21 protein-coding genes and 1 other annotated feature (1 of these 22 only partly in view) are annotated in these 24,464 nt (G+C 28.5%); of the genes, 20 read left to right on the top strand and 1 reads right to left on the bottom strand.

Going from position 1 to position 24,464, the window contains the following annotated elements:
• Nucleotides 1-61: a sequence feature (ribosomal protein L20 leader region), on the top strand; it begins 53 nt to the left of the window's first position.
• Between the two features lie 28 nt (nucleotides 62-89).
• From infC to rplT, 3 genes are read left to right on the top strand one after another with little or no spacing between them, the layout of a single operon-like run.
• Nucleotides 90-617 carry a translation initiation factor IF-3 gene (infC, locus tag H612_RS0100295; protein ID WP_027129653.1) on the top strand — a complete coding sequence of 176 codons (528 nt, stop codon included), beginning with the start codon at nucleotides 90-92 and terminating at the stop codon, nucleotides 615-617.
• Between the two features lie 26 nt (nucleotides 618-643).
• Complete coding sequence (rpmI, locus tag H612_RS0100290) at nucleotides 644-838, top strand: 50S ribosomal protein L35 (RefSeq protein ID WP_003145690.1); 195 nt, start codon at nucleotides 644-646, stop codon at nucleotides 836-838.
• A gap of 57 nt (nucleotides 839-895) precedes the next feature.
• Nucleotides 896-1,255 carry a 50S ribosomal protein L20 gene (rplT, locus tag H612_RS0100285; protein WP_027129652.1) on the top strand — a complete coding sequence of 120 codons (360 nt, stop codon included), beginning with the start codon at nucleotides 896-898 and terminating at the stop codon, nucleotides 1,253-1,255.
• 52 nt (nucleotides 1,256-1,307) lie between these two features.
• On the opposite strand, the gene H612_RS0100280 is transcribed toward rplT, so the two are convergent.
• The gene (locus tag H612_RS0100280; RefSeq protein WP_027129651.1) at nucleotides 1,308-2,126 is read right to left on the bottom strand and encodes a choline kinase family protein; all 819 of its coding nucleotides are present in this window, start codon (nucleotides 2,124-2,126) and stop codon (nucleotides 1,308-1,310) included.
• Between the two features lie 390 nt (nucleotides 2,127-2,516).
• Here H612_RS0100280 and yaaA point away from each other — a divergent pair, with 390 nt between their 5' ends.
• From yaaA to cydC, 17 genes are all read left to right on the top strand, one after another.
• The gene (yaaA, locus tag H612_RS0100275; RefSeq protein WP_027129650.1) at nucleotides 2,517-2,732 is read left to right on the top strand and encodes a S4 domain-containing protein YaaA; all 216 of its coding nucleotides are present in this window, start codon (nucleotides 2,517-2,519) and stop codon (nucleotides 2,730-2,732) included.
• A complete protein-coding gene (gene recF, locus H612_RS0100270; RefSeq protein ID WP_027129649.1) occupies nucleotides 2,722-3,858 on the top strand; it encodes a DNA replication/repair protein RecF in 1,137 nt (378 codons plus the stop codon). Before yaaA ends, recF begins: the two co-directional genes overlap by 11 nt.
• Before the next feature lie 46 nt (nucleotides 3,859-3,904).
• Nucleotides 3,905-5,821: a DNA topoisomerase (ATP-hydrolyzing) subunit B gene (gene gyrB, locus H612_RS0100265; RefSeq protein ID WP_027129648.1), complete on the top strand. Its 1,917-nt coding sequence runs from the start codon at nucleotides 3,905-3,907 to the stop codon at nucleotides 5,819-5,821.
• A gap of 17 nt (nucleotides 5,822-5,838) precedes the next feature.
• Nucleotides 5,839-8,283 (top strand): DNA gyrase subunit A, encoded by a 2,445-nt coding sequence (gyrA, locus tag H612_RS0100260; protein ID WP_027129647.1) that lies wholly within the window; start codon nucleotides 5,839-5,841, stop codon nucleotides 8,281-8,283.
• Nucleotides 8,284-8,578: 295 nt separating this feature from the next.
• A complete protein-coding gene (ppc, locus tag H612_RS0100255; protein WP_027129646.1) occupies nucleotides 8,579-11,269 on the top strand; it encodes a phosphoenolpyruvate carboxylase in 2,691 nt (896 codons plus the stop codon).
• Between the two features lie 204 nt (nucleotides 11,270-11,473).
• On the top strand, nucleotides 11,474-11,983 hold the full coding sequence (locus tag H612_RS0100250) for a phage tail tip lysozyme (protein ID WP_027129645.1): 510 nt from the start codon (nucleotides 11,474-11,476) through the stop codon (nucleotides 11,981-11,983).
• Nucleotides 11,984-12,210: 227 nt separating this feature from the next.
• The gene (locus tag H612_RS0100245) at nucleotides 12,211-13,020 is read left to right on the top strand and encodes a TlyA family RNA methyltransferase (RefSeq protein WP_027129644.1); all 810 of its coding nucleotides are present in this window, start codon (nucleotides 12,211-12,213) and stop codon (nucleotides 13,018-13,020) included.
• A gap of 12 nt (nucleotides 13,021-13,032) precedes the next feature.
• A complete protein-coding gene (gene recN / locus H612_RS0100240; RefSeq protein ID WP_027129643.1) occupies nucleotides 13,033-14,742 on the top strand; it encodes a DNA repair protein RecN in 1,710 nt (569 codons plus the stop codon).
• 67 nt (nucleotides 14,743-14,809) lie between these two features.
• Nucleotides 14,810-15,679, top strand: coding sequence for a ribosome small subunit-dependent GTPase A (rsgA, locus tag H612_RS0100235; protein ID WP_035500035.1), 870 nt, complete (start codon nucleotides 14,810-14,812; stop codon nucleotides 15,677-15,679).
• Between the two features lie 23 nt (nucleotides 15,680-15,702).
• On the top strand, nucleotides 15,703-16,347 hold the full coding sequence (gene rpe, locus H612_RS0100230) for a ribulose-phosphate 3-epimerase (RefSeq protein ID WP_027129641.1): 645 nt from the start codon (nucleotides 15,703-15,705) through the stop codon (nucleotides 16,345-16,347).
• The gene (locus tag H612_RS0100225; protein ID WP_027129640.1) at nucleotides 16,347-16,982 is read left to right on the top strand and encodes a thiamine diphosphokinase; all 636 of its coding nucleotides are present in this window, start codon (nucleotides 16,347-16,349) and stop codon (nucleotides 16,980-16,982) included. Before rpe ends, H612_RS0100225 begins: the two co-directional genes overlap by 1 nt.
• Nucleotides 16,983-16,993: 11 nt before the next feature.
• Nucleotides 16,994-17,839 (top strand): sulfite exporter TauE/SafE family protein, encoded by an 846-nt coding sequence (locus H612_RS0100220; protein ID WP_027129639.1) that lies wholly within the window; start codon nucleotides 16,994-16,996, stop codon nucleotides 17,837-17,839.
• A gap of 1 nt (nucleotide 17,840) precedes the next feature.
• Entirely contained in the window at nucleotides 17,841-18,194 is a 354-nt protein-coding gene (locus H612_RS0100215) for a DUF1634 domain-containing protein (protein ID WP_027129638.1), read from the top strand.
• Between the two features lie 218 nt (nucleotides 18,195-18,412).
• Nucleotides 18,413-19,795, top strand: a complete 1,383-nt coding sequence (locus H612_RS0100210) for a cytochrome ubiquinol oxidase subunit I (protein ID WP_027129637.1) — start codon at nucleotides 18,413-18,415, stop codon at nucleotides 19,793-19,795.
• 1 nt (nucleotide 19,796) lies between these two features.
• Nucleotides 19,797-20,825: a cytochrome d ubiquinol oxidase subunit II gene (gene cydB, locus H612_RS0100205; RefSeq protein ID WP_035500031.1), complete on the top strand. Its 1,029-nt coding sequence runs from the start codon at nucleotides 19,797-19,799 to the stop codon at nucleotides 20,823-20,825.
• 3 nt (nucleotides 20,826-20,828) lie between these two features.
• Nucleotides 20,829-22,544, top strand: coding sequence for a thiol reductant ABC exporter subunit CydD (cydD, locus tag H612_RS0100200; protein WP_027129635.1), 1,716 nt, complete (start codon nucleotides 20,829-20,831; stop codon nucleotides 22,542-22,544).
• The gene (gene cydC / locus H612_RS0100195; protein ID WP_027129634.1) at nucleotides 22,534-24,276 is read left to right on the top strand and encodes a thiol reductant ABC exporter subunit CydC; all 1,743 of its coding nucleotides are present in this window, start codon (nucleotides 22,534-22,536) and stop codon (nucleotides 24,274-24,276) included. Before cydD ends, cydC begins: the two co-directional genes overlap by 11 nt.
• Nucleotides 24,277-24,464: the final 188 nt, after the last annotated feature.

Genomic DNA, 24,464 nt, shown 5'->3' with positions numbered 1-24,464 from the left:
TATGTAGATGAAATGTAGAATTTTATGCTGGGTGTTTTGCACTCAGCTTTTTTATTGCTTTTAGTATTTAATGAATTTATAAATAGGAGGTGCTGATCATTAGTAAAGATACTGCACAAGTAAATGAAGGTATTAAAGCGAAAGAGTTTCTTTTAATTAGCCAAAATGGAGAGCAGTTAGGAGTAAAAACTAAAATGGAAGCTATGCAAATTGCAGAACGTATGAATTTGGATGTAGTTTTAGTTGCTCCAAATGCTAAAACACCAGTTGCAAAAATTATGAATTATGGAAAATTCAAATTTGAGCAACAGAAAAAGGAAAAGGAAGCTCGTAAGAAACAAAAAATCGTAACAACAAAAGAGATAAGATTATCTCCAACAATTGAAAAGCACGATTTTGAGACTAAGTTGAAAAATGCTAGAAAATTTTTAGCTAAAGAAGATAAAGTTAAAGTTTCTATTCGTTTTAAGGGAAGAGCAATTACCCATAAAGAAATAGGACAGAAAGTTTTAGAAAACTTTTCTAACGAAGCTAGCGATATAGCAACTGTCGAACAAAAACCTAAAATGGAAGGTCGCAGTATGTTTTTAGTTCTAGCACCAAAAAAAGAGAAATAAAGGTTTAATATAGGAGGAATTTGATAATGCCAAAAATGAAATCTCACCGTGGTTTAGCAAAACGTGTGAAAAAAACAGCTAGCGGAAAATTAAAACGTAGCCGTGCTTATACTTCTCACTGGTTTTCAAGAAAAACTACTAAACAAAAACGTCACTTACGTAAAGCTTCATTAGTATCTCGTGGTGATTACAAACGTATTAGAACTTTATTAGTTAAATAATTATAGAAGATTATAGCGTAAATACTTATTTAAGTTATACATAAGGAGGAATTTGATATGCCACGTGTTAAAGGTGGAACTGTGACTCGTCGTCGCCGTAAAAAAGTTTTAAAACTAGCTAAAGGATATTTTGGTTCTAAACATACATTATTCAAAGTTGCTAAACAACAAGTAATGAAATCTGGAATGTATGCATTTAGAGACCGTCGTCAAACTAAACGTAATTTCAGAAGATTATGGATCGTTCGTATTAATGCAGCAGCAAGATTGAACGGGTTATCTTATAGCCGTCTTATGAACGGATTAAAAGTTGCAGGAATTGATATTAACAGAAAAATGTTATCAGAGATTGCTATTCACGATGCAGCAGCATTTGCAAATATTTGTGAACAAGCTAAAGCAGCTTTAAATAAATAATGAATAAAAAGTAAAAAGCAGTTATTTCAATAACTGCTTTTTACTTTTTATATTAATATTTAATAGATCTAGGATTTTTAAGACTAAAATATTTTTTTTGGGCAATTTCATTATAAATTTCTTCATGACGTTTTTCGAATAAAAGGGTTGCCCAAGTGTACCATAGTAAATCACAAAAACGAAGATAAATATCTAACTTTTTAAAATCACAATTTTCGTTTGTAAAATATGCTTTTAAGAAAGTTATAGTTTCTTGGTAGTCAAGTTCATTTTCTGAGATAAAACTTGCAACATCAAAATAATAATCATTTTGACCAGCATATTCAAAATCTATTAAAAATAATTTTTCTTTTGTAAATAAGAAATTGCCTTCTACCAAATCATTATGACAAAGTCTATCGGGTTTATATATTTTTTTTATTTCATCCACAATGTAGAGAAAATGACTAACATCCATCTTAAATTCTTCAACTTGAGAAAGATACTTCTCAAAAGTTACTATTGGATTAAATATATTTTCCGCTTGAAATTTTTTTTCATGAAATTGTTTTAATAACTTTGCAATTTTAACAATGTTTGATAAATTTCTTTGAGATATGAAAGTTTTAGAATTTTTTTGGTAAGCAGTTATTAAATTATCATTATTGTAATATTTTGGGATAAGAAAAAAATTTTCATGTTTTAACAGTTCTAATGCTTCTTTTTCATTGTCTTTATCAACTAGTTTTGTTGAATCCTTTGATGTTCTATAGAAATATTTATTTTTTTCTGTATATATTATATAGTTTTTGTTTGTAATACCATAACTAGTTTCTTCTATAGAAATTATTTTTTCATTGAGAATTTTTTCCAATTTTTCTTTTCTATACATAAACATGACCTCCCAATAGTATAATTATAAAATATATCATATTTCATTTACATTATACAATAGAAAATTTTTATTGTAAATTGAAAAAGTTTTCAAGAATTAGTATAAATTATAAAATTTAATATTAAAATACTATTTTTTCTTTTTTTTATTTAGAATGTTTTAGTGTGTTTTTAATTGAATATGAAGAGAAAATAAAATAATTACTTTTTATTTTTAATTTTAGAAAAATACTTGATATTATTGTAATTAAATAATTTATGAGTTATAAAAAAACATATATAAATGCAGCTGTTCTTGAAAAAAAACAAGTTTTTTGGTATAATTATAAGGTATAAAATATATTTATATACAAGAAGTTTTCATTTTAAATTTATTAGGAGGTGTAAAATGAAAAAAATTTTAATTAATAGCGAGTACATAACATTATCACAATTTTTAAAAATGGAAGGTTTTATAGGTTCTGGAGGGGAAGCAAAGTATTTTTTACAAGAAAATCCTCTTTTTTTGAATGATGAATTTGAGAATAGAAGGGGAAAAAAATTATATTCTAATGATGTAATAAAATTTCAAGATCAAGTATTTGTAATTGTTAATGAAAATTAAAGACTTAAAATTACTTTATTTTAGAAATTATACATCTTTAAATATAAAATTGCACCCCTCTCTTAATGTTTTAGTTGGCAATAATGCAAATGGAAAAACTAATATTATAGAATCAATTTTTTGTTTGGCACTTGGCAAAAGTTATCGTACAAAAAGTGATAGTGAGTGCATTATGTTTGGAGAAAGTGCTACTGCAATGTCATGTGTTTTAAATAAGAATAACAAAAATTTGGATATTATGTTGGCGATTAACAGTAAAGGAAAGAGTGCAAAAGTTTCTGGTATTAAAAAAAATAAATTGACCGACTTTGTAGGAGAATTAAATGTAGTTTTATTTTCTCCAGAAGATTTGCAAATAGTGAAAGGTTCCCCTAGTCTTAGAAGAGAATTTATTAATAGGGAATTTTATCAATTTTCTCGTATTTACCATAAATATCATTTAATGTATCAACATCTTTTAAAACAACGTAATTCTTATTTAAAAGACATGAGAAAAAATCCTAAAGATAAAATAGCACTTACATATCTTGAAACTTTAACTAGTCAACTTGTAAAGGTGGCGATGTATATCACGAAAGAAAGAGTAAGTTTTATAAAAGAAATTGCCGAATTGACTTATAAAAATATGCTTAATATTTCTGATGGAAAAGAAAAATTGGATATAAGATATAAAAGTTCGATTTTTGAAGCGCTTAATATTAAAGATATTACTGATATAAAATTTACTGAAAAAAATATAGTGAAACTTATGATGGACAAGTCTTTTGATGATATCATGAGAGGAAGCACAAGAATTGGTCCACATCACGATGATTTAGGGTTTTATATAAATAATTTAGAAGCTAAAGTGTATGCCTCTCAGGGGCAACAAAGAAGTATAGTGCTTTCGTTAAAACTTTCTGAAATAAATTATTTAAAAGAAAAGACAAATAACTACCCTATATTGTTATTAGATGATGTGCTGAGTGAACTTGATAAAAGTAGGCAACTAAAACTATTAGATGCGATTAATGAAAATGTACAAACATTTATAACTACACCTTCAATTACAGACATAAAAGAAGATCTTTTAAAAAAATCAAAAGTATTCCAAATAAATAATGGAAATGTTAATGAAATTTTATAATTAAATATTTATTTAGGATAAATTTACTAAAATGAAAGGAAAAATCATGGTAGAAAAAAAACAAATGCAAGAATATAATGCAGATCAGATTCAGGTTCTTGAAGGACTTGAAGCTGTTAGGGTTAGACCTGGTATGTATATCGGTTCTACATCAAGTAAAGGATTACATCATTTAGTTTGGGAAATAGTGGATAACTCGATTGATGAAGCGTTAGCTGGATATTGTGATACAATTACAGTCGCTATTGAGAAAGATAATTGGATAAGAGTTGAAGATAATGGACGTGGTATTCCAATAGATATTCAAGAACAAACAGGGAAGCCCGCTTTAGAAGTAATTCTTACAGTACTACATGCTGGTGGTAAATTTGGAGGAGGAGGATACAAAGTATCTGGGGGACTTCATGGAGTTGGTGCTAGTGTAGTTAATGCGTTGTCAACAGATTTAGAAGCATATGTTCATCGTGATGGAAAAGTTCATTCTATGAAATTCCAATGTGGAGAGGTTGTGCAAGATATAACTGTTATTGGAGAAACTGATAGAACAGGGACAACTATTCGATTTAAAGCTGATCCAGAAATATTCCAAGAAACAACAGTATATGAATACGATATTTTGAGAACACGTATAAGAGAACTTGCCTTTTTGAATAAAGGAATCACTATAATTTTAAAAGATGAAAGAGAAGAGCAAGAAAAAGAAGAAACATTTTATTATGAAGGTGGATTGCTGGAGTATGTAGAAATGTTAAATGAAAATAAGGATGCTCTACATGAAGCGATTTATGTTCAAGGAGAAATGGATGGAAAAGAAGTAGAAATTTCCATGCAGTACAATACAGGATATTCTAGTAATGTATTGAGTTATGCAAACAACATTAATACGCATGAAGGTGGGACACACGAATCTGGATTTAAGACTGCTCTTACGAGAATAATAAATTCGTATGGTAAAAAAAATAAACTTATAAAAGAAAAAGAATCATTAACAGGTGATGATGTTAGGGAAGGGTTAGTAGCTATTATTTCTATTAAACATCCTAATCCACAGTTTGAAGGGCAAACTAAGACTAAATTAGGAAATTCAGAAATGAGTACAATAACTAACAAACTTTTTTCTGAAGAGTTAGATAGATTTTTACTAGAAAATCCAAAAATAGCGAAAATTATTGTGGAAAAAGGTCTTCAAGCTTCCCGAGCTAGAATTGCAGCTAAAAAAGCTCGTGAATCTACACGTCGTAAAAATGCACTTGAATTTACTAACTTACCTGGTAAATTGGCAGATTGTTCTAGTAAAGATGCTTCAGAATGTGAATTGTTCCTAGTCGAAGGAGATTCTGCGGGAGGTAGTGCAAAACTTGGACGTAATAGTAAATTCCAAGCAATTTTACCACTTAAAGGGAAAATTTTAAACGTAGAGAAAGTTAGAATAGATAAGGTTTTATCAAATGATGAAGTTCGTTCATTGATTACGGCAGTAGGAATGGGAATTGGTGAAACGTTGAATATTGATAAATTACGTTATCATAAAATTGTAATTATGACTGATGCTGATGTTGATGGAAGTCATATTCGTACATTATTGCTAACATTCTTTTTTAGATACATGAGGGAATTAATAGATGCAGGATATGTTTATATAGCGAGACCACCTCTATATGGCTTAAAAGTAGGTAAAAAAGAATATTATTGTCATACGGATGAAGAATTACGCCAAAGTATAGAAGATCATGCCAGTGATAAAAAATATACAGTACAACGTTATAAAGGTCTTGGAGAAATGAATGCAGAAGAACTTTGGGATACAACAATGGATCCAGAACATCGCCTAATGTATAAAGTTAGTATAGATGATGCACAAAGGGCAGATGCAGCTTTTGATACATTAATGGGTGAAAAAGTAGAACCAAGACGTAAATTTATCGAAGAAAATGCATTGAATGTAATTAACTTGGATATTTAATTGAGAAAGGATAGAACATGGAAGATAATAGAAATAATATTACCCTAAGAAATATAACAACTGAAATCGAAAATTCTTTCTTAGATTATTCGATGAGTGTTATCGTATCTCGTGCATTACCTGATGTAAGAGACGGTTTGAAACCTGTTCACAGAAGAATACTTTACGCTTTTAATGATTTAGGATTAACTTATGACAAACCGTATAAAAAAAGTGCGTTTGTAGTTGGGGAAGTTATGGCGAAGTATCACCCACATGGGGATTCTGCAACATACGGAACTATAGTTCGTTTAGCTCAGGATTTTAACAGTAGATATCCTTTAGTTGATGGTCAAGGAAACTTTGGATCTATTGATGGTGATGGTGCAGCAGCAATGCGTTACACAGAAGCAAGAATGAGTAAAATTGCTTCAGAATTACTTCGTGATATTAACAAAGATACTGTTGATATGCAAGACAACTATGATGGTACCAAAAAAGAACCGACCGTATTACCAGCGAGAATACCTAATCTATTGGTTAATGGTAGTAGTGGAATTGCAGTAGGTATGGCAACTAATATCCCTCCGCATAATTTAGGAGAAGTAATTGATGGAGTTATAGCTTTATCTGATAATCCTGATATAACTATCGCGGAACTTATGACAAAAATTAAAGGACCAGATTTTCCAACTGGAGCACAATTACTTGGAAGAAGTGGAATAGTTAAAGCATATACGACTGGACGTGGTTCCATTATAATGCGTGGTAAAACTGAAATAGAGCAAATGAAAAATGGTAAAGAAAGAATCATTATTACTGAAATTCCTTACCAAGTAAATAAAGCTAAATTAGTAGAAAAAATTGCGGAATTAGCACGTGATAAAAAAATAGAAGGACTTACAGATTTACGTGATGAAAGTAATTTAAAAGGTATTAGAATAGTAATCGAATTACGTCGTGATGTAAATAGCAATGTAATTTTAAATAATCTTTATAAATTAACACCACTTCAAAGTTCATTTGGTGTTAATATGATTGCATTAGTTAATGGAGTACCAAAACTGCTTAATTTGAAAGAAGTTTTGTATCATTACTTAGAACACCAAAAAGAAGTAGTTATTAGAAGAACAAGGTTTGATCTTAACAAGGCAAAAGCACGTGCACATATTTTAGAAGGTTTAAGAATTGCATTAGATAATATTGATAGAATTATCAGCTTAATTCGTGGTTCTCAGACTACAGAAGAGGCTAAAACAGGTTTAATTGAGCAATTTTCACTTACAGATATTCAAGCACAAGCAATTCTAGACATGCGTCTTCAAAGATTAACAGGTTTAGAACGTGATAAAATTGAAGAAGAATATAATAAACTTATGGAACTTATTGCTGATTTAGAAGATATCTTAGCCAAACCAGAAAGAGTACGTGAAATTGTGAAAGAAGAGTTACTTGAAGTAAAAGAAAAATTTGGTGACAAACGTCGAAGCATCATAATTGAAGGTCAAGTAGATCAAATTGAAAATGAAGATTTAATTGAAAAAGAACAAATTATTATTACACTATCACATAATCAATATATTAAACGCCTAGCAGCAAGCACGTATAAATCTCAAGGTCGTGGTGGTCGCGGAGTCAATGGAATGACTACTAATGATGAAGATAATATAGCATATATGTTAAGTTGCTCAACTCATGATCATATATTATTCTTCACAGACAAAGGTAAAGTTTATACACTTAAAGGTTACGAAATTAATCAAATGAGCAGACAATCAAAAGGTATACCTATAATAAACCTTCTTGAAATTGAAAAAGAAGAAAAAGTAAATTCTATTATTGCTATTTCAGATCTTCAAGAAGAAGACACAAGTTTGATTTTCTCAACTAAATTTGGAATAATTAAAAAATCTAAGCTTGGTGATTATGCAAGTATTCTAAAAAAAGGAAAAATTGCACTTAAACTTGATGATGGGGACTCATTAATTGATGTTCAACGTATTACTGATGAGCAAGATATTATGATTGTTACAGCAAATGGTCAAGCGATTAGAATCAATGCTGAAAAAGTTCGTCAAATGGGCCGAGTAAGTAGAGGTGTTAAAGGTATTACATTAGCGCCAGATGATTACGTAGTCGGAATGGAAGTAGTGGATGAAACTAAGAAAATTTTAACAGTAACAGAAAACGGAATTGGAAAAATTTCTAAATCTACAGAATTTAATGTAATTAATCGTGGTGGTAAAGGTGTTAAAGTAGCAAAAATTACTAAAAAAACAGGTAAGATAGTTGCTGTAAAATCTATAACAGGAAATGAAGATTTGATGATTATGACAGATCAAGGAATAATTATCAGAATAGATATATCCACAATTAATACTTTAAGTAGAACTGCAACGGGAGTTAAAGTGATTAATTTGGTTGATGATCAAAAAGTAGCAACAGTAACATTAGCTGAAAAAGAAGAAAATTATGAAGAATAATATTGTATAAAATTTAAAAACCGGTAAGAATTGTGTTTGCAGTTTTACCGGTTTTTTGTACAATAATCATTTTTATAAAATATGAACATTTTATTTGAATTATTTTTAATAGTTTGTAAATTCGTAAAAAAATCAAAGAAATCTAAAAAATTAATTGTTTTATTTTGAAAAAAGCTTTATAATGGATTTAACAGTTTGAAAAAAATTTTTTCATATGTATGATTATTTATTAAAGATTGAATTTTTATATAGTTGTAAATTAAAATAATTAAAAATTTTGATAAGGAGTAACTTAATGCAAAATAAAAGATTAGAAAGTAATATAAATGAAAATATTGTGCATGAAGAAATACAATTATTGACAGACATGTTGCTTAAGGCTACAGAGAAAATGACTTCAAAAGAAACTTTTCGAAAAATAGTAGAATTGAAAAATTTAGCTGATAATAAAAAATATGATGAATTAAATGCTATTATAAAAAATCTATCACAGGATGAAATGGAAATTGTGGCAAATTTCTTTTCAACTTTGCCGCTTTTAATTAATATTTCTGAAGATGTAGATTTAGCATTCGAGGTTAATTATAAAAATAATTCGGGTGAGACTTATGTTGGTAAATTATCCGAATCAATAAAAAATATTAGAGATATAGATATTTTAGAAAATATTAATGTAGTCCCTGTTTTAACAGCACATCCTACACAAGTTCAAAGAAAAACCACATTAGATTTAACTGAAAAATTACATTTTTTATTAAGAAAGCATAGAGATGCGAAAAAGGGTTTGGTTAATGAAAAGAAATGGAAAAATAATCTTCAAAAACATATTGAAATCCTATTACAAAGCGATATTATACGAGAGAAAAAATTAAAAGTAGCTAATGAAATTACTAATGTTCTAGAGTATTATAATTTATCATTTTTAAAAGCTATTTCAAAATTAATGTCAGAATATAAATCATTATTAAAAGAATATAATATAGAATTAAAAAATGAAACACCTATAACCATGGGTATGTGGATAGGTGGCGATCGTGATGGGAATCCTTATGTTACTGCTGAGACATTAAAGCTTTCAGCAATGAAACAATGTGAATTAATAACAAATTACTATATAGAATGTTTAGATGATTTATATAGAACATTTTCAATGTCATCTCAACTAATAGGTGAGAGTGAAAAATTAAGAAATTTAGCAGATAAATCAAAAGATGTTTCAGAGTATAGAGAAAAAGAATTTTATAGGAAATCAATATTTTATATTAAAGAAAAATTAGAAAATACACAAAAATATTTATTGAGTGATAAGAAAGAAGAAGATATTTATTTATCATCAGAAGAGTTTTTAGACGATTTAAAAACTATAGAACAATCATTATTAAATAATAATGGAGAAATTTTGGTAAATGGTGAATTTGAAGAACTATTAAGCATTGTAAAAATTTTTGGTTTCTATCTTGCTAGTATTGATATGCGTCAAGATTCCAGTGTGCATGAAACGTGTGTGGCTGAATTGTTAAAAAGTGCTAATATAATAGATGATTATAGTTCCTTAAGTGAAGAAGAAAAATGCAGAGTCTTGTTAAAACAATTAAAAGATGATCCAAGACCGTTAAGTATAGGTGATGAAAATAAACAATCTGATGAATTAAAAAAAGAACTTGAAATTTTTAGAACAGCTAGGCTGTTGAAAGATAAGTTAGGTGATAATATTATTAAACAAAATATTATTTCTCATACAACTAGTATTTCAGATTTGTTGGAGCTTGCTATTATGCTAAAAGAAGTAGGCCTTGCAGGAAAAGATTACGCAAGACTTCAACTAGTACCATTGTTTGAAACTATTGAGGATTTAGAAAATTCTTATGATATAATGAATAATTATTTAAGTCTTGATATAGTGAGAGAGTGGGTAAGTGATAATAAAAACTATCAAGAGATTATGCTAGGGTATTCTGATAGTAACAAAGATGGAGGTTATTTATCTTCTGGTTGGGCACTATATAAGGCACAACAAGAGTTGTCATCATTAGGTGAAAAATACGGAATAAGAATTACATTTTTCCATGGAAGAGGAGGAACTGTTGAACGTGGTGGAGGACCAAGTTATGAAGCTATAGTGTCGCAACCACTTGGAAGTTTACAGGACAGAATTAGACTTACTGAACAAGGAGAAATAATTGCTGCAAAATATGGAAATAAAGATGCAGCTTATTATAATTTAGAGGCACTACTTTCAGCGGTTATTGAAAGAATGAATAAAGATAAGATTAATATTGATATAAGAGAATATGAAGAAATTCCAAAAATGATGGACGAAATTGTTGAAGATAGTTATAAAGCATATAGAAAGTTAGTTTTTGAAAATGAAGAATTTTATAATTATTTTTTTGAAGCTACACCTATAAAAGAAGTTTCTAGTCTTAATATAGGTTCACGCCCTGCTTCACGCAAAAAAATTACTGATATTGGGGGCCTTCGAGCAATTCCTTGGGTATTTTCGTGGTCACAAAGTAGAATAATGCTTCCAGGTTGGTATGGTGTTGGCACTGCATTTTCTAATTATATAAATAAAGATGAAAAGAATTTAGAAATACTGCAACAAATTTACAAAGGATGGGCATTTTTCAGATCATTATTATCAAACGTAGATATGGTTATGTCAAAATCAGACATGGAAATAGCCAAAGAGTATGCAAAACTTTGTAAAAATGAAAATACTCAAAAAGTCTATGAAGAAATCTGCAAAGAATGGAATTTAACTAAAGAAGTAGTATTAAAAATTTCAGGACATAGTGAATTTTTAGAAGATAATCCATATTTAACAAAAAGTTTAGATAACAGGTTACAATATTTTAATGCACTTAATTATTTACAAATTGAATTAATAAAAAGAGCAAGAGAAGGAGAATTATTAGAATCACAAGTCAATACTATTCACATTACAATTAATGGAATAGCTACAGGACTTAGAAATTCAGGATAAAAAAGTTTATTTTTAATTCTCATAATTAAAGTAGTTAGTATAAATTTAATTTTTTATACTAACTACTTTTCATGTTTTAGCTATGTTTAAATTTTATTTTATAGTTGATATAAGTTTCAACTATTATAATTAAGAAGATTAATTTTAAGGGAGGAGATTATTGCAAATAATAAAAAAGAAAGAATAATAAAATTAGTATCTCTATTGTTTGGTACAGTTGGATTAGCTGTTATAATAGGATATTGCTCTAATAAAACGAATATAATTCAAAGACAGTTATCTGGGAATAATAATATAGAAAAAGCATGGAATTTTTATCAAGTAGAAGGCTTTAGTGAGGAGTCAATAGCAGGAATACTTGGAAATTATATGAGAGAAAGCGGGATGGACCCAACTGTAGAAGAAAAGGGAAACAATATTGGGTATGGAATAGCCCAATGGAGTTTTACAAGAAGAACAGATTTAGAAAATTGGTCTAAACAAAATAATTTTTTAGTTTCAAGTTTAGAAGGACAGCTTAATTTTAGTATGCATGAGATGAAAAAAATGAAATTTGGAAAATATAACTTAGAAGAGTTTAAAAAAATAAAAGATGTAAAACTAGCTACTGAAATTTTTGAACAGCACTTTGAAAGAGCGGGTGTTGTAGCTATGAATGAAAGAATAAGTTATGCACAAGAAATTTATAAAAAATATTCCAAAAAAAGTAAATAATAAAAAGTAGGAAATCAGGATAGTAAAAAATGTTGATTTTCTACTTCTTTTTTATGAAAATAAATTAACACATAGATAAAAAATTATTAATATGGTAAAATGATTAATAGATAAGTTGAAAACTAAAAAATATTTACTATAAATTGAAAAGTTTTGAATAGTTTTTTAATAATGTAGATTAAATATTCATATGAAATTGTTAGAGGAATATTGATTAAGAGGTAATTATGACAAAAGAAAGAGCAGATATCCTTTGTGTAAGTCAAGGATTGTTTGAATCAAGAGAAAAAGCCAAAAGAGCCATTATGGCAGGCATAGTTTTTAATGATAATATTAGAATAGATAAAGCTGGTGAAAAAGTCGATAAGACAGCGACCCTTAGAATAAAAGGTAAACAGATGCCTTATGTGAGTCGAGGAGGGTTGAAATTAGAAAAAGCAATCACTGAACTAGGATTCAATGTGAAAGGTAAGGTTATGTTAGATATTGGATCTTCTACTGGAGGTTTTACAGATTGTGCTTTGCAAAATGGTGCGAAATTTGTATATGCACTAGACGTTGGAACTAATCAACTTGTTTGGAAACTTAGAAATGATGAAAGAGTAAAAGTTATGGAGCAAACTAATTTTCGTTATTCAGTTAAAGAAGATTTTAATACTTTTGATATAGATATTACTTCAATAGATGTTTCCTTCATTTCATTATCTTTAATTTTACCTAACCTTGCAACCATTATTAAAGATGGCGGAGAAGTTTGTGCCTTAGTTAAACCACAATTTGAAGCAGGTAAAGCTAAGGTAGGTAAAGGGGGAGTAGTTCGAGATAAAAATACACAACTTGAAGTTATAGAAAAAGTATTACTTTTGGCTAATAGTGTTGGTTTTAGTATGATTAATTTTTCTTATTCCCCGATAACTGGAGGTGAGGGGAATATAGAGTTTCTTATGATTCTAAAATATAGTAATAACATGAAGATAGCAAATAAAAATATTAATATTGAACATATAGTTAATAATGCACATAATCATTTTAAGTAAAGAGGTGGATAGATGTTAATACAGTTAAACATAAAACAATTTGGAATAATTGAAAAAGCTACGATAGAATTAAAAGATGGATTAACTGTTTTAAGTGGAGAAACTGGTGCAGGTAAATCTATGATTCTTGCTGCTATTTCACAACTTTCTGGACAAAGAACATCAACTTCATATATAAGATATGGAGAAGAAAAGGCAAGCGTGGAGGGTGTTTTTGACTTTCCAAAAAGTAAGGAAGTATTAAAAATTTTTGAAGATCTTGATTTGGAATTAGAAGATGAAACTATTATAATACGCCGTGATATATATAGTAGCGGAAAAAGTGTCTGTCGTATAAATGGAACAATAGTGAATTTATCTACGCTAAAGAAAGTGTCTGTGTATTTATTGGATGTCCATGAGCAACATGATAATCAAATATTGCTTGTAGAAAAAAATCATTTAAATTTAGTGGATACATTTAATAAAGAAAAAATCTCGCCAATCTACAGAGAGTACAAAAATAAGTATTATGAATATAAGTCAGCGATAGAAAAAATAGAAAATTTAAAAAAACAAGAGAGCGATGTGCTTCAAAAAATAGATTTTTTAAAATTTCAATATGAAGAACTAACAGAAATGAAATTAAAGAAAAATGAAGATGTTGAGTTAGAAAAAGATATTGACTATCTAGGAAATTATGAAAGAGTTAATACATTAGCATATGGTGTGGCTGATGATATTGACGGAGAATATGGAGTTTTATCAAAGTTATCGAAAATTCGTTCGAATCTTGGAGAATTAACTAAATATAATTCGAATTTTGAAGAGAAATATGATGAGATAACAAACCTTTATTATATTTTAGAAGATTTGAAGTATGAAGTATCTAGTTATACGGATGATATAGAATATGATGAAGAAAAATTAGATAGATTAATTTTTAGAATGGATAGAATAAGAAAACTTGAGAAAAAATATTCAAAACCACTAAATGAACTTATAAATTTCAGAGAAGAAATAAAAGAAAAACTTGAAGAATTAGAAAACTATGAGGAAAATTACGAAAATTATCTGTTGGAGAAAGATAAACTAGAAGAAGATTTAGAAGTACTAGCTCAAAAATTAACTGAAATACGAAAAAATACAGCGTTGAAATTGGAAAAATTGATTCAAGAAGAATTAAAATTCTTGTACATGGATAAAAGTACAATTAAAATTGATTTTAAAGACAAAGAATATTCACCTGATGGGAAAGACGAAGTTAAAATACTTATAAGTGCCAATCTTGGAGAGCCATTAAAATCATTATCAAAAGTAGCCTCAGGTGGAGAATTATCGAGAGTAATGTTAGCACTTAAGATAATTTTTTCAAGAAGTATAGAAGCAACATCAATTATTTTTGATGAGATTGATACAGGAGTTAGTGGAAGAGTATCTCAAAAAATGGCAGAAAAAATGTATCAGTTAGGAATTAATTCACAGGTTTTGTGTATATCACATCTTCCTCAGACTACTGCTTTAGCAGATACAAATCTTTTAATAAGTAAAGAAATTTATGATAAGCGAACACTAACTTTAATAAAGGAATTAGATGAAAAACAAAAAATTCAAGAAGTAGCAAGGATGATTTCAGGTGATTCTAAGACAAAATTATCGGAAGAACATGCTGTAGAAATGCTGAAATTAGCAGCAACGACGAGAGAAGAAATAAAAAATAAGAAATTACAAGTTGGAAATTAATAACTATAATATTAAGAATATATATATAAATTTTATTATTAAAATTAGAATTTATTAAAGGAGGCCCATGATAATAGAAGGAAAAATTTTAAAAGCATTAAGTGGTTTTTACTATGTACAAAATGGTGAAGAACTTATAACCTGTCGTGCTAGAGGGAATTTTAGGAACGATAATATAACACCATTGGTAGGAGATAATGTTAAGGTTCAACTTAGTGATGATAATACAGGTTATATAGTTGAAATTTTTGATAGAGAAAATGAGTTACTTAGACCTAGAGTGTCTAATATTAATTATAGTATTATAGTAGCATCAGTAAAAGATCCAGACTTCTCAACAAAGTTATTAAATAAAATTATTTGTTTAAATGAAAATAGTAATGTTGATATTATAATTATTTTTACAAAATTGGATTTATTAACTACAGATGAGAAGAAAAATATATGTGATATAATGGATTATTATAGAGAAGTTGGATATAAAGTTTTTGATAATTCTAAGAACGATATAGAAAAACTAAAGAAAATATTATCTAAAAAATACATTGCAATATCTGGTCAATCTGGTGCAGGGAAATCATCATTTATAAATAAATTGTCTGTAGGCTTAGATATAGAAACTGGCGAAATATCAAAACACTTAGGTCGTGGAAGACATACAACAAGACACACAGAGTTTTATAAAATAGAAGATTTTTATGTAGCGGATACCCCTGGATTTTCTTCACTAGATATTACTTTTGTAGAAAAAGAAGATTTGCAATATTTATTTAGAGAATTTATAGAGTACGATTGTAAATTTAAGCCATGTAATCATATTGAGGAAATGAGATGTGGTGTAAAGGATGCCGTAGAAGGTGGAGAAATACTTCAAAGTAGATATGAAGATTATAAGTCCTTTTTTAAAGAAAAAGAAAATCAAAAGAAAAAATATTAAAAAAAGATTAGGAGATAAAAAAAATGAAAAGAATTTTACCATCAATTTTATCAGCAGATTTTGGAAATTTGGAAAGAGATATAAAAGAATTAGAAAATATAGGGATAGATATGTTTCATATCGATGTAATGGATGGAAATTTTGTACCAAATATTTCATTTGGTTTTCCTATTATCGAATCAATTAGAAATAAAACAACTAAAATATTCGACTGTCACCTAATGATTGCAAATCCAGAAAATTATGTGGAGAAATTTTGTAAGTGTGGTTGTGATATGGTATCATTTCATATAGAAGCGACTAATCATGCTGATAGAGTTATCCAAATTATAAAAGCGGCCGGGAAAAAAGCAGGGGTGGTTTTAAATCCACAAACTTCTTTAGAACAAATAAAGTATTTACTTCCTAAAGTGGACTATGTATTAATTATGACAGTAAATCCAGGATTTGGAGGGCAAAAATTTATATCTGAAATGCTAGAGAAAATTGAAGAATTAGATGTTATAAGAAAAGAAAAAAAATACAATTATTTGATAGAAGTTGATGGTGGAATAAATGTAGAGACTTCAAAGTTATGTCGTGACAGAGGTGCTGATCTTTTAGTTTGCGGATCTTTCTTATTTGGTGCAAGTGATAAGAAAGAGACATTACATGAGTTGTTAAAATAATGAAAAATATTTATGAAGTAAGTGTAATGTTAGGTGGGAGTTTCCCGAAAAAAATTCCAAAAGGAAAACTATGGTGTGGAGTTGATAAAGGAGCATTATATCTAATAGAAAATAACATAAATCCAATTTTAAGTTGTGGGGATTTTGATTCTGTAGAAGAAAAAGAAAAGATACAAATAAAAAATAATTCACAATATTTTTTTGAAAAGCATAGTCAATATTTAACGGATACAGATTTTTCACTAAGGTGTATCATTAAATTATTTCCAAGCGTGAAGGAGATAAATATATATGGTGCAACTGGGAATAGATTAGATCATTTTTTTGGAAATATATTATTATTGAATAATAACCAATACAGAAATATTGTGTTAAAAATTATTGATGATAACAATATAATAACTTTGGCTCAAAAAGGAAAAAATATATTCATACCTAAAAATGATTTTAAATATTTTTCCATAGTACCAATTTACGAAAATACGGTTATAACAATTAAAAATGCAAAATATGAAGCTGAGGATTTGAAATTAACATCACATAGACCGAATGCAACGAGCAATGAATTTACTGATAATAAAAATATAGAAATAAATACTAACAAAAATATTTTAGTAATATATTCAAGAGATTAGAGGAGAGAATTATGACTGAGATAATTCAATTTATAATAATAGCTGTTTTTGCTGGTTTTCTAGGTTCATTGGTAGGATTAGGTGGAGGTATTATTATAACACCAGCATTAACAATTTTATTTGGTATAGATATAAAATACGCTATTGGGGCGAGTATAGTAGCGGTAATTGCAACAAGTAGTGGTTCTGCAATAGCTTTTGTAAAAGATCATGTGAGCAATATGCGAGTTGGTATGCTTTTAGAAATATTTACGACAGCAGGAGGTGTGGTAGGTGCACTTATGGCTGGTGTATTTTCTTCTAAATTACTATATGTATTTTTCTCATTAATTTTACTTAATTCATTTTATGGAATGTTGAAAAAAACGGGTTTAATAACGAAAAAAAGAGTAGTAGAAATAGTAGAAAATGATAAGTATGCTGATATGTACAGATTAAATTCCACGTATTATGATAAAGCAACTGGAGAAAATATTTCTTACAATGTGACTAATGTTCCACAAGGCTCGTTAGTTATGTTTGGGGCAGGTTTTGCAAGTGGCTTATTGGGAATAGGAAGTGGTGCTTTTAAAGTTATAGCTTTAGATAATTACATGAAGCTACCAATAAAGGTCAGTACAGCAACTAGCAATTTTATGATGGGTGTTACCGCAACTGCTAGTGCGTTAATATATTTTTTTAATGGAACAATCAATCCAACAATTGCAGCACCAATAGCTATTGGAACTTTAATAGGATCACGTACTGGAGCAAAAGTAATGCAACACTTAGATGCAAAGTATATTCGATATATATTTTTACCAATATTGCTATTCACGGTTGTAAATATGTTTTTAAAAGGATTGGGGGTTCTTTAGTATGAAAGCAAAAAAAGATATTACAATAATAATCTCTAATATTTTAAAATATGGAGTTTATACGAGTTCATTCTTTATTTTTGTAGGAATATTTTTATCATTTGTAATAGATTCAGGAGAAACAATTGTTTTTGAAAATTATACGTTTTTTAGTATGTTAAGCGGGTTAATGAAATTTGATTACTATGCATATTTAATGTTTGGAATTTTTATATTAATACTCACCCCCATTTTAAGAATTGTTGGATTATTGATGGTATATATGAAAGAAAAAGATTATAAATTCGTTCAAATATGTATTATAGTTTTAATTATTTTATCAGTAAGTCTGTTTTTAGGAGTAACACATAATTAATATTAATACATGGAATCTTAGTATACTTTAATTAAGTTAAAACTTTTTTTAAGTGAGTATTCATTAAAATATGGCGAAATTGTGAATAAAAAATGTTGAAATATAGGAAACTTCTTGTATTTTAACATTTTTATTTTGTTATAAGGAGAATATATTATACAATAAAGAATGTAATATTTACTTAAAATATAATTTAAATTATTAAAGGAGGTATATCTATGTTAGATCCATTAATACTTGCAAGGATACAATTCGCTGCAACAACAGTATTCCACTTCTTCTTTGTTCCAATAACAATAGGAATGGTATTTCTTATTGCGATATTTGAAAGTATTTATGTTAAAACTGGAGATGAACATTACAAAAGAATTACAAAATTCTTTGGTCATTTGTTCTTAATTAATTTTGCAGTAGGTGTCGTTACTGGGATTTTACAAGAGTTCCAATTTGGGATGAACTGGTCAGAATATTCATCATTTGTAGGAGATGTTTTTGGGCCATCATTAGCGATAGAAGCATTACTTGCATTTTATCTTGAATCTACATTTATAGGTATCTGGATTTTCTCATGGGAGAAAATTAACAAAAAATTACATGCAATGTGTATATGGCTAGTTAGTATAGGGACAATAGCATCTGCATTTTGGATTTTGTCTGCTAACTCATTTATGCAACATCCTGTGGGTGTAAAATATGTAGAAAATAATGTTATAGGTAAAAAAGCTGAAATGATAGATTTCTTTGCTATTATTAAAAATCCATATCTATGGCATCAATTTCCGCATGTGCTTGCTACCGCATTAACAGTTGGAGCATTTACTATTTCTGGTATAGCTGCATGGAAAATTCTTAGAAAACATGAAGTTGCTATGTTCAGAAAAGCCTTTAAAGTTTCTATAGTAGCGGCCTTAATTGGATCGTTAGGTTTGTTAGCAACTGGACACTCTCAAGCACAATATATGGTAAGAGAATATCCTATGAAAATAGCTGCGGCAGAAGCTTTATATGAAGATACAGGAAATTCAGCAGCATTTTCTATTTTGGCAAAAATAGATCAAAAACAACAAAAAGCAGATCATTATTTAGAAATACCAGGTATGCTTAGCTTTTTATCATATAATAAATTTGAGGGAAGTCTAAAAGGAATGAAGACTCTTCAAAAAGAAATGGATGAAAAATATTATCCAATAGTAGGGAAACATTTAGATTATACACCAAGTGTTCCAGTTATTTATTATACATTTAGAACAATGGGAGCAGCTGGTGGTTTGTTAACACTTGTTGCTTTAATCGGTACAATATTTGCGTTTAGAAAAAAAGAAGTTGAGAAGAAATGGTTCCTTAGAATTATGCCGTGGATGCTTCTTGTTGCAGAAATTGCTGCAGCATGTGGTTGGATAATGGCGGAAATGGGACGTCAGCCATTTATTATTTTTGGAGTTATGCCAACTGAAGCAGGGGTTTCACCTAATTCAGCAGGTTCAGTATTATTCTCATTAATTGTATTTTGTTTATTGTATACTATTTTAGGTTTTGCACAATTAATTGCATTTAGATATATGATGAAGAAAAAAGAAACAACTGTAAAGGAGGTAGCATAGTATGGATTGGTCAGTAGCTTTGCCAAATATATGGTTTTTACTAATTACAGTTTTGTTTACAGGATTTTTCGTTTTGGAAGGTTATGACTATGGCGTTGGAGTATTGGCTCAAGTATTAGGAAAAACTGATGAAGATAAGAGACTTTACTTTAATACTATTGGTCCTTTTTGGGATGCTAATGAGGTATGGTTATTAACTGGTGGGGGAGCAATGTTTGCAGCATTTCCTATTTGGTATGGGAAATTATTTAGTGGATATTATATTGCATTTGTACTAATGTTAGTAGCTTTGATTTTACGAGGCGTTTCATTTGAATTTAGAGGCAAATTAGGCAATAATAGAAAATGGATAAAATCATTTGATATAGCGATGTTTATTGGTAGCTTACTACCTCCAATTTTATGGGGAGTAGCTGTTGCGAATTTCATGACAGGTTCTAATCTCGATGATAAAAAGAATTTAGTTGATGGATTTTTAGGTTTACTATCTCCGTTTACAATTCTTGGAGGAGTAATGATGTTGCTTTTAATGCTTGTACATGGTGCACAATTTTTAGCCTTAAAAACTACTGGAGAATTAAGAAATGCAGCAAGAGCAACATCAGCATTATTATTCCCTATCGCAGCAGTGGTAACATTAATTTTTGCAGTATGGGCATTGTTTAAAACGGATATTTTCACAACAAATTACTATGTAGGATTAATTCTTGCGATAATAGCAGTAATATTATTTGTATTGTCATTTGTTTTGAACTATAAAGGAAAAGACTTATCAGCATTTTTAAGTACTTCTGGAACACTTGCTTTCCTTACACTTAGTGTTTTTTCAGGAATGTTTCCAAGGGCTATCATAAACAGTAATGATGTATCCAAATCACTATTTATATATGATGCTGCGAGCGGAATTTACACGTTAAGACTTATGACGATAATTGCATTATTCTTATTGCCATTTGTTTTAGGTTACCAAGTTTGGTCATATTCAATTTTTAGAAAAAGACTAACAAAAGAAGATAAATTGGAGTACTAGTTAATGAAAAAAAAGGAAGAAAAATTAAAACTTCCTGTGAAAAAAAGTTTAACATTGACTTTGTTACTATTATCAATATTAGAGGCAGCTTGTATAATTATACAAGCTGCCTTTTTAGGAAAAGCAATAGTAGGCTTGTTCGATAAAAATTTTGATAATGTAGCAAGAGATAGTTTTCTTTTTTTAACAGGATACATATTTAGAATAGTATTTTTACATTTACAGCAATACTTTACAGAGAAAAATGCCATTGAGTTTGAGAAAAATTTGAGAAAAAAATTACTCTATAGCTATTTTAATTTAGGTCCAGATTTTACTGCCAAAGAAGGTTCAGGAAAATTAGTTACTTTGTCAATAGATGGAATAGGGAAAGTTAAACAATATTTTGAACTAAATGTTTCAAAAAAAATTCGTGGGGCAGTTATACCTGTCTTGGTTGTTATTTTTATTTTTTATACAGATTATGTATCCGCACTTGTTATAATATCAGTGATACCTGTAATTGTAGCTTTTATGATTTTATTGGGAATAAACGCACGGGATATGGCTAACAAACAATATAAAAAATATCGTGCATTATCAAATAATTTTATTGATACTGTGCGCGGGGTAGAAACCTTGAAATTTTTAGGAATAAGTAGAAATTATTTGCCTATTATGGAGAAAAAAAACTCTGAATATAGAAGAAGTACAATGAAAACTTTAACTTTTGCATTTTTAAATAGTTTTGCGTTAGATTTTTTAACTACTATAGCTATTGCTTTATTAGCGGTAAGATTGGGAATACTTCTTCTTGATGGTAGTACAATTTTACTACCATCACTAACGGTATTGTTAATTGCTCCAGAATTTTTCTTACCAATGAAACAAGCTGCAACAGACTATCATGCTACTTTAGATGGACAGATAGCTTATGAAGATATTAATCGTATGATTGTACAGAATAACAACAAAGTGAATAAAAATAAAAAATTGGGTAATGTAGAAAAAATTACATTAGAAAATATTACTTTATCGAAGGATGATAAAGTAATTCTGAAAAATATAAACATAGATGTTCACAAAGGTGATAGGATATGTTTGGTTGGGTTAAGTGGTAGTGGAAAAACTTCCCTTATTTCTATACTTTCTGGATTTAATGAGCAAAGTTCTGGAAAGGTGTTTATCAATAATGAAGAAACATTTTTAAAAAACAGTAATTGGATGTCTAAAATTTCTTATATTTCACAATTCCCATATATTTTCCCCGATACAGTAAGAAATAATATTTTATTTTATGTTGATGATGAAGTTAGTGAAGAAAGATTAGCAGAAATTTGTAAAATAGTTGGATTAGATACGTTTATAGAAAACTTACCAAATAAATACGACACTTTGATAGGAGAAGTAGGTGTAGAACTTAGTGGAGGTCAAGCACAACGTATTGCTATAGCTCGTGCTTTGGTAAGTAATAGAGAAATTATTATTTTGGATGAACCTACTAGTCATTTAGATATTGAGACAGAATTTGAAATTAAAGAAAAATTGTTAGAGTTATTTGATAAACGTACAGTTATTATAGCAACACATAGATTACATTGGTTAAACAATATGGATTATGTTGTTAATTTATCGGTAGGAAATCTTGTTGATTTTGAAAAAATTTCAGAATTTAAAAAATCTGGTAAGTACGGAAAATTAAAATCTAATTTAGTGGGAGGTGGCTACGGTGAAAACTAATTCTATAGTGCGAAGTGAAATTAAAAAAAATAAAAAAATGATGAGTACCGTGGTCATATTAGGAATTTTATCAACAGTTAGTGGTGCGGCACTAATGTATGTTTCCGGATTTTTAATAAGTAAATCATCTTTGCGTGTAGGTAATATCCTTATGCTTCAAGTTCCTACAGTTCTTACACGTACTTTCTCGTTATCACAATCAACTTTTGCATATTTACAAAGATTGACGAGTCATAATTTGGTTTTAGGTATTATTGAAAAAATGCGTAGTAGAGTTTATAAAATTTTAGAACCTAAAGCGTTAAAATTAAAAAAAGAATATAAGTCAGGTGATCTACTGGGACTGATTGCTGAAGATATTGAGCATTTACAAAATATTTATTTAAAAACTATTTTTCCAAGTATAGTATCATTGATTTTATATGTTATTTTTGTGACTTTAATGTTTGGTTATGATTCAAGTTATGCGATGCTTGCGACGCTGTTTGGTCTATTTATAATTTTTATAGTACCATTTGTTTCTCTAATATTCACACGTAAAAATTTTCAAATTATGAAAAATGCTAAATATGATCTTTACAAAAATTTTACCAGTGCAATTTTTGGTATTAGCGACTGGATATCTTCTAATAAAGTTGAAAATTTTATGACGGATTACCAAGGAAAAGAAGAGAAACTTTTAAAGAGAGAATCAAGAATTAAAATATTTGTTCATTTTAGAGAAAATTTAGTTAATGCCTTAGCTGGTTTTACAGTATTCTATATAATATATAGTTGTTGGAACATGACATTAAATGACAGCATTGAAAATGTTTATATTGCATCTTTTTGTATGATGGCACTTTCTGTAATGAGTGTATCAGTAATGACCAGCGAAGCAGTAGCACATATACCAGGATACGAAGTTTCTATTCAAAGGATAAAAGACTTTTATGCTAGTGAAAAAGAAGAAAATTTTGTTGAAATACAAAGTATGAATAAAGCTGATAACATAATTGATGTAGAAGATGTTTCTTTTGAATATGAAAAAGGTAAAAAAATACTTGATAATATTTCCTTTTCTATAAAAAAAGGAGAAAAAGTAGCAATACTTGGTAGAAGTGGTGTAGGGAAGTCTACATTGATAAAGTTATTAACAGGTACCCACACTAACTATAGTGGAAATATTTCAGTGTTAAACAAAGTACCAAATGAGAAAATGTTAGGTACTAGCATTTCTCTTTTAAATCAGAAACCATATTTGTTTGATATGACTATTAAAGAGAATCTGAAATTATCTCTTCTTGATAAGGAGAGTTTAAATCTTGGCGAGGAAGAAATAGATAGAAGAATTAAAGATAGTTTAAAAAATTCACAATTAACAAATCTTATATCAACTTTACCAGATGGTATCAATACAAATATATTTGAAACTGGAAGTAGATTTTCAGGTGGAGAGAGACAAAGAATTGCATTTGCTAGAACAATTATTCAAAATAATGAACTGCTTTTACTTGATGAGCCAACAGTGGGTCTTGATCCTAAAACGGAGCATGAATTGTTAAAAACAATTTTTGAAACAAGCAAAAATAAGACAATAGTTTGGATAACACATCATTTAAATTCGATAAAATATATGGATAGAATTATTTTTATTAAGGATGGTAAGATAGAGATGGATGGAAGTCATGAAGAACTTTATAAAAATAATAAAAAATATAAAATGTTATATGATATGGATAATGTAAAATAAAAATTTTTAAACAACGGAGAAGTTTTTTCCGTTGTTTTTTATAAGTGAATAGATAGGAAACTAATACGATACGTTTTTTTATAAAAATAATTTATTTTGTACTCAGAGTTTGATTATTTTTAATAAATGAAATTCTTCTAACTAGGGCTATTTAATATAATAATTACAAAACATTTTATCAAATGATA

The organism is Gemella cuniculi DSM 15828 (assembly GCF_000425665.1).
Taxonomy (GTDB): Bacteria; Bacillota; Bacilli; order Staphylococcales; family Gemellaceae; genus Gemella; species Gemella cuniculi.
Note: the sequence above shows the minus strand (reverse complement) of the source record. Positions and strands in the feature narration are given on the sequence as shown.

Excerpts from the sequence above, each read along its gene's own strand:
- rpmI (WP_003145690.1), top strand. The coding sequence starts at position 644 with ATGCCAAAAATGAAATCTCACCGTGGTTTAGCAAAACGTGTGAAAAAA.
- H612_RS0100215 (WP_027129638.1), top strand. The coding sequence starts at position 17,841 with ATGAAAGCAAAAAAAGATATTACAATAATAATCTCTAATATTTTAAAA.
- ppc (WP_027129646.1), top strand. The coding sequence starts at position 8,579 with ATGCAAAATAAAAGATTAGAAAGTAATATAAATGAAAATATTGTGCAT.
- rplT (WP_027129652.1), top strand. The coding sequence starts at position 896 with ATGCCACGTGTTAAAGGTGGAACTGTGACTCGTCGTCGCCGTAAAAAA.
- H612_RS0100220 (WP_027129639.1), top strand. The coding sequence starts at position 16,994 with ATGACTGAGATAATTCAATTTATAATAATAGCTGTTTTTGCTGGTTTT.
- H612_RS0100210 (WP_027129637.1), top strand. The coding sequence starts at position 18,413 with ATGTTAGATCCATTAATACTTGCAAGGATACAATTCGCTGCAACAACA.
- recF (WP_027129649.1), top strand. The coding sequence starts at position 2,722 with ATGAAAATTAAAGACTTAAAATTACTTTATTTTAGAAATTATACATCT.
- H612_RS0100280 (WP_027129651.1), bottom strand. The coding sequence starts at position 2,126 with ATGTATAGAAAAGAAAAATTGGAAAAAATTCTCAATGAAAAAATAATT.
- H612_RS0100225 (WP_027129640.1), top strand. The coding sequence starts at position 16,347 with ATGAAAAATATTTATGAAGTAAGTGTAATGTTAGGTGGGAGTTTCCCG.
- H612_RS0100245 (WP_027129644.1), top strand. The coding sequence starts at position 12,211 with ATGACAAAAGAAAGAGCAGATATCCTTTGTGTAAGTCAAGGATTGTTT.
- cydD (WP_027129635.1), top strand. The coding sequence starts at position 20,829 with ATGAAAAAAAAGGAAGAAAAATTAAAACTTCCTGTGAAAAAAAGTTTA.
- rsgA (WP_035500035.1), top strand. The coding sequence starts at position 14,810 with ATGATAATAGAAGGAAAAATTTTAAAAGCATTAAGTGGTTTTTACTAT.
- rpe (WP_027129641.1), top strand. The coding sequence starts at position 15,703 with ATGAAAAGAATTTTACCATCAATTTTATCAGCAGATTTTGGAAATTTG.
- gyrB (WP_027129648.1), top strand. The coding sequence starts at position 3,905 with ATGGTAGAAAAAAAACAAATGCAAGAATATAATGCAGATCAGATTCAG.
- cydB (WP_035500031.1), top strand. The coding sequence starts at position 19,797 with ATGGATTGGTCAGTAGCTTTGCCAAATATATGGTTTTTACTAATTACA.
- recN (WP_027129643.1), top strand. The coding sequence starts at position 13,033 with ATGTTAATACAGTTAAACATAAAACAATTTGGAATAATTGAAAAAGCT.
- gyrA (WP_027129647.1), top strand. The coding sequence starts at position 5,839 with ATGGAAGATAATAGAAATAATATTACCCTAAGAAATATAACAACTGAA.
- yaaA (WP_027129650.1), top strand. The coding sequence starts at position 2,517 with ATGAAAAAAATTTTAATTAATAGCGAGTACATAACATTATCACAATTT.